The sequence below is a fragment of the Micrococcus sp. KRD012 genome (assembly GCF_017168555.1).
GTDB lineage: Bacteria > Actinomycetota > Actinomycetes > Actinomycetales > Micrococcaceae > Micrococcus > Micrococcus luteus.
On the sequence record NZ_JABFBB010000024.1, the window covers coordinates 101,777 to 106,960 of the forward strand.

Consider the following 5,184-nt stretch of genomic DNA (forward strand, 5'->3'; position numbering starts at 1 on the left):
GGTGTGGGGGGTCATCGGGTCTCCTTCGCGACGCCGTGCGCCAGGTCTTCGAGGACGGCGCGGTCACCGGTGGTGGTCAACACCACGGTGCTGCCGTCCACCTCCGCCACGAGCCGTCGCTCCGGCTTCTTCGGATCGGCGTGGAGGTCCCACGCGATCCCGTCGATCTCGATCGTCTCCGACGTCGGGACCTGGTCCACCCGCAGGCTCACCCAGGTGGGGTCGACGTCCTCGGCCTGCTGCAGGCCCGCGAACACCGTGTCCGTGACCACCCAGCCGACGTCCCACGTGGAGACGCCGTCCAGCTTCTGCAGACGGGCGTAGTTGGCATACCAGGACTCCGGCACCTCGGGCGCCAGGGCCGGCAGGTCGCCGTCGTCGTGGGGGACCGTGGCGGCCTCGGCGGCGACGTCGACGCGGTCCTCACGGGGCCGCTGCGGCGGCTCCGGGTTGAGCAGGAGGACCACGGCCACGATCGCCAGCAGAGCCACCAGGGAGAGCACCATGGCCATCCACGGCTGCCGGGCCCGCTGCGCCTGCGTGGCGGTCAGGACGCGTGGGGGTCGGCGGAGCTCACGGTCAGCATTGTGCCACCCACGGGAGGCCGCCCCCGTAGGATGAGGACCGGGGCAGAGCCGCCCTCACGCCCCGTCCCGTGCGGACGGAGCGCCGCGAGCAAGGATCGGAGCAGCGATGACCAGCGCGTCCTCGGAGAAGACCGGCTACGAGAATCACGTCCCGGACCGCAACCTGGCCATGGAGTTGGTGCGGGTGACCGAGGCGGCGGCCATCGCCGCGAGTCCCTGGGTGGGCTACGGGGACAAGAACAAGGCGGACGGCGCCGCGGTGGACGCGATGCGCGCGTTCATGGACACCGTGGCCATGGACGGCACCGTGGTGATCGGCGAGGGCGAGAAGGACGAGGCCCCCATGCTGTTCAACGGCGAGCAGGTCGGCGACGGCTCCGGCGCCGCCGTGGACGTGGCCGTGGACCCGATCGACGGCACCCGACTGACCGCCATGGGCTACAACAACGCGCTCTCCGTCTTCGCGGTGGCCGAGCGCGGCACCATGTTCGACCCGTCGGCCGTGTTCTACATGGACAAGCTCGTGGTGGGCCCCGAGGCCGCCGACTTCGTGGACATGCGCCTGCCGGTGAAGCAGAATGTGAACCTCGTGGCCAAGGCCCTGGACAAGCCCGTCTCCCAGGTGACCGTGTGCGTGCTGGACCGCCCCCGCCACGAGGGCCTGGTCAAGGAGATCCGCCAGGCCGGCGCCCGCGTGAAGTTCATCCTGGACGGCGACGTCGCCGGCGCCATCGCCGCCGCCCGCCCGGGCACCGGCGTGGACATGATGATGGGCATCGGCGGCACCCCCGAGGGCATCGTCACCGCGTGCGCGATCAAGGCCACCGGCGGCATCATCCAGGGCCGCCTGGCCCCCACCGACGACGCCGAGAAGCAGAAGGCCCTCGACGCCGGCCTCGACCTCGACGCCGTGCTGACCACGAACGAGCTGGTCACCTCCGACCACTGCTACTTCGCGGCCACCGGCATCACCGACGGCGACCTGCTGCGCGGTGTGCGCTTTGCCGACGGCCGCGTGCACACGCAGTCCATCGTGATGCGCTCGTCGTCCGGCACGGTCCGCACCGTGGACGCCGAGCACGACGTGAAGAAGTGGTCCAAGTGGCTGGGGGACCGCGACGCCCGCTGAGCCCGCGGGCCGGTCTGCCGGGCTCAGCCCCGCGGCAGGCCGGCCACGTGCACCGTCGCCGGGGCGCCGGCCGCGGCGCGGACGGCCAGCGGGCCGGACGCCGTCTCCGCGGCGGGCAGGAACACGGCCTCGCCCGGGCCCAGCTCGATCTCCTGGCCTGCCAGGGCCAGGCTCGCCGTGCCGCGGGTGACCACCGCGATCCCGGGCCCGTGCACGTCGAGCCCGTGGACGGCGTCGTCCTCGAGCGTGGCCTGGAGCAGCTCGAACTCCTCGAACGGCGGGCGGAAGGCCACCACGGAGTCGGCCACGCGCTCGGGCTCGGTGGAGGGCACCGGCAGCGCCTCGAAGGTGACCACGCGGCGCAGCTCGGGCACGTCCACGTGCTTCGGGGTGAGCCCGCCGCGCAGCACGTTGTCCGAGGCCGCCATGACCTCCACGCCCAGCCCGTGCAGGTACGCGTGCACGTTGCCGGCGGGCAGGTGGATGGCCTGACCCGGGGCCAGGTCCACGCGGTTGAGCAGGATGGCCACCACCACGCCGGGGTCGTCCGGGTGGTGCTGGGCGACCTCGAGGGCCGTGGCCAGCGAGGGGTCGCGCTCGGCCAGGTCCGGCGCGGCCCGCAGCACGTCCACGACCTGCGCGACGGCGCCGGGGGAGCCCCACACGGAGTCGGGGTCGAGGATCGAGGTGAACGCGTCCTCGAGGTCGCCGGCGGCGAGGGTCTGGCTGATCCGGGCGGCGGCGACGGCGACGGCGGACGTGTCCCCGTCCGCCCGCTCGGTGAGGGCGCGGGCCAGGGCCTCGAAGCTGTCCGAGGAGACCTCGGGGGAGCGGAAGCCGCACATCGCCGAGAAGGGGGTCAGGGCGAGCAGCATCTCCGGCTTGTGGTTCGCGTCCCTGTAGTTGCGCTCCGGGGCGTCGGCCGGCACGCCGGCGGCCTCCTCCGCGGCGTAGCCCGCGCGGGCCTGCTCCAGGGTGGGGTGCGCCTGGATGGACAGCGGGGCGCCCGCGGCGAGCAGCTTCATGAGGAAGGGCAGACGGCCCTCCGGTGCGGCGGGCCCGAGGCAGTGCTCGGGGTCCCCGGCCACCACCTCGTCCAGGCCGACGTGGGCGCCGTCCGCCACGACGGCGACGCACGGGGCGCTCGGATGGTCGCCCAGCCACAGCTCGGCCTCGGGGCGGCCGGTGGGCTCGCGTCCCTGCAGGTCGGCGAGGAGCGTGGGGGAGCCCCAGGCGTAGTCACGGATCACGGGCTTCAGGACGTGCATGCGCCCAGCCTAGGTCAGCCCGTCGGCCCGCGCGTCGCGCCTCACGGGGCGGGGACGCACAGCCCGTTCGTCGAGGACGCGTGGTTCAGCACGTCCTCCTGGCCCAGGTCCTCGGCCGTCATCAGGTCCTCGGCGGTGAAGGGCTCGCCGTCGGAGCGGGTCGGCGGGGCCGGCCACGTGGCCGGGTCGTCCTCGTCGACGTCGGGGGTCTGCGTCTCCTGCGCGACGACGGCCAGCACGGTGAGCAGCGGCGTCGCCGAGACCCCGGTCGGCTCCGATCCGGCGGTTGCGGACTCATCGGCCAGCATCTCGTCCACGCGGCGATGGACGAGGTCGTAGTCGGGGTAGGTGGTGAAGTGGGTGCCCGTGTCGCCGAAGTCGGGCGGGCCGATGGTCAGCCGCCGCATCTTCTGGCCGCGCGAGCGCTCGGCGAGGTCCGCGAACGTGCCGAGCTGGGACTGCGGCAGGTCGGTGGTCACGATCTGCTGGCCCGCCGCGAGGATCCCCTCGAAGCGGGTGAGCACGGTGGCGGGGCTGAACTGCTCCAGCATCGCCGCCTGCATGCACTGCTGCCGGCGGATGCGGGCGTAGTCGGTGGACCAGTGCCGGGAGCGGGCGAAGGCGAGCGCGTCGTCGCCGTTGAAGTGGTGGGTGCCCGGCTCCCACCAGATGTTGCCCCAGGCGCCGTCGGGCCGGACGCCGCGGTGCACCACGTAGCCGCCGCTGACGACGTCCACCCCGCCCATGGCGTCGATCAGCTGGGCGAAGCCGCCCATGTCCATGAGGGCGTAGCCGGAGACGTCCAGGCCGAGGATGCCGCCGGCGGCGTCCTTCATGGCCTCGGCACCGGGGTGTTCGGCGTCCGGGTAGAGGTCTGCGTGGTGCTCCTCCACGTCCGTGTAGAGGGCGTTGAGGATGCACTCGTCGCCGCAGTCGAAGCCGTTGGGGTACACGTCCCACAGCGGGGAGCCCTCGACGAACGGCGCGTTCTGGAGATTGCGGGGCAGGGAGAACATCACGATGGCGCCGGTGCGGGCGTCCACGGAGACCACGTGCATGGAGTCCGGGCGCAGCCCCTGGCGGCCCTCGCCGGCGTCCGCGCCCAGGACCAGGATGTTGTAGCGGCCTTCGGCCTCCGGGACGGCCGGCCCCTCCTGGAAGACCTCGCCGAGCGCCCCGCGGCTCGTGTTCGCCGCCCAGCCGCCGTAGAGCAGGGCGCCGCTGGTGAGCACGAGCGCGAGCGCGGTGACCGCCGCCGTGATCTTCCGCGCGCCGGGGGCGAGCAGGTGCGGCCGGATCAGCCGGAACGTGTCCACCCACAGCACCGCCCAGCCCACCGCCAGCGCCGCCAGGACCACCGCCAGCCCGAGCAGCACGCCGTCCCGGGCCATGAGCGAGATCAGGCTCGCGCGGGAGACCAGCCACCACAGCAGCCCGAGGATCAGCACGGCCCACACGGTGACGGTGACCCGCAGCGCCACGCGGCCGAGCCGGCGGCTGCCGGCGACGAGCTGGGCGCCGCCGGGGACCAGCAGGGTCAGGGCGGTGAGGATCAGCGCCCGGCGGGTGCGCTCGGTGGGGGAGGCGACGCGTGGATCTCGGAGCGGGTCGGGCTGCGCGTGACCGGCGGGCACGGATCCGGTGGCGGGCGACATCAGCGGTCGGCGGCCATCCGCTCGCGCAGGCGGGCCCCCTTGGCCCGGGCCTGGGCGTTGAGCTCGTCGGCGTGCTCGGCGAGGGCGGCGCGCAGGCGGTCGCCCTCCGCGGTGTCGGCCGAGGCGAGGATGCGGGCGGCCAGCAGGCCGGCGTTGCGGGCGCCGTCGATGGAAACGGTGGCCACCGGCACGCCGGCGGGCATCTGGACGATCGAGAGCAGGGAGTCCATCCCGTCCAGGCTCTTGAGCTTCACGGGCACGCCGATCACGGGCAGGGGGGTGACGGCGGCGAGCATCCCGGGCAGGTGCGCCGCGCCGCCCGCGCCGGCCACGATCACGCGGATGCCGCGCTCGTGCGCGCGGGCGCCGAACTCCACCATCTCGTGGGGCATGCGGTGCGCGGAGACCACGCCGACCTCGACGGGCACGTCGAGCTCGCGCAGGGCCTCGGCGGCCGCGCTCATCACGGGCCAGTCGGAGTCGGAGCCCATCACGACGGAGACGACCGGGGCGTCGTCCTGCAGGGGCTGGGCGGGGGTCTGGGG

General features: G+C 74.0%; 5 protein-coding genes. 1 reads left to right on the plus strand and 4 read right to left on the minus strand.

Features of this window, described 5'->3' with window-relative positions:
- Positions 1–11: 11 nt before the first annotated feature.
- On the minus strand, positions 12–506 hold the full coding sequence (locus J1M37_RS10405; protein ID WP_241251023.1) for a DUF4245 domain-containing protein: 495 nt from the start codon (positions 504–506) through the stop codon (positions 12–14).
- Between the two features lie 187 nt (positions 507–693).
- Between J1M37_RS10405 and glpX the strand changes: the two genes are divergently transcribed.
- Positions 694–1,716 (plus strand): class II fructose-bisphosphatase, encoded by a 1,023-nt coding sequence (gene glpX, locus J1M37_RS10410; RefSeq protein WP_010079310.1) that lies wholly within the window; start codon positions 694–696, stop codon positions 1,714–1,716.
- 23 nt (positions 1,717–1,739) lie between these two features.
- Here glpX and manA read toward each other — a convergent pair whose 3' ends face one another.
- From manA to purE, 3 genes are all read right to left on the minus strand, one after another.
- The gene (manA, locus tag J1M37_RS10415) at positions 1,740–2,984 is read right to left on the minus strand and encodes a mannose-6-phosphate isomerase, class I (protein ID WP_073115944.1); all 1,245 of its coding nucleotides are present in this window, start codon (positions 2,982–2,984) and stop codon (positions 1,740–1,742) included.
- Between the two features lie 41 nt (positions 2,985–3,025).
- Positions 3,026–4,618: an LCP family protein gene (locus tag J1M37_RS10420; protein WP_246830337.1), complete on the minus strand. Its 1,593-nt coding sequence runs from the start codon at positions 4,616–4,618 to the stop codon at positions 3,026–3,028.
- 20 nt (positions 4,619–4,638) lie between these two features.
- The coding region (purE, locus tag J1M37_RS10425) for a 5-(carboxyamino)imidazole ribonucleotide mutase (RefSeq protein ID WP_036316373.1) at positions 4,639–5,184 on the minus strand (546 nt) is incomplete at its 5' end.

Excerpts from the sequence above, each read along its gene's own strand:
- J1M37_RS10405 (WP_241251023.1), bottom strand. The coding sequence starts at position 506 with ATGGTGCTCTCCCTGGTGGCTCTGCTGGCGATCGTGGCCGTGGTCCTC.
- glpX (WP_010079310.1), top strand. The coding sequence starts at position 694 with ATGACCAGCGCGTCCTCGGAGAAGACCGGCTACGAGAATCACGTCCCG.
- manA (WP_073115944.1), bottom strand. The coding sequence starts at position 2,984 with ATGCACGTCCTGAAGCCCGTGATCCGTGACTACGCCTGGGGCTCCCCC.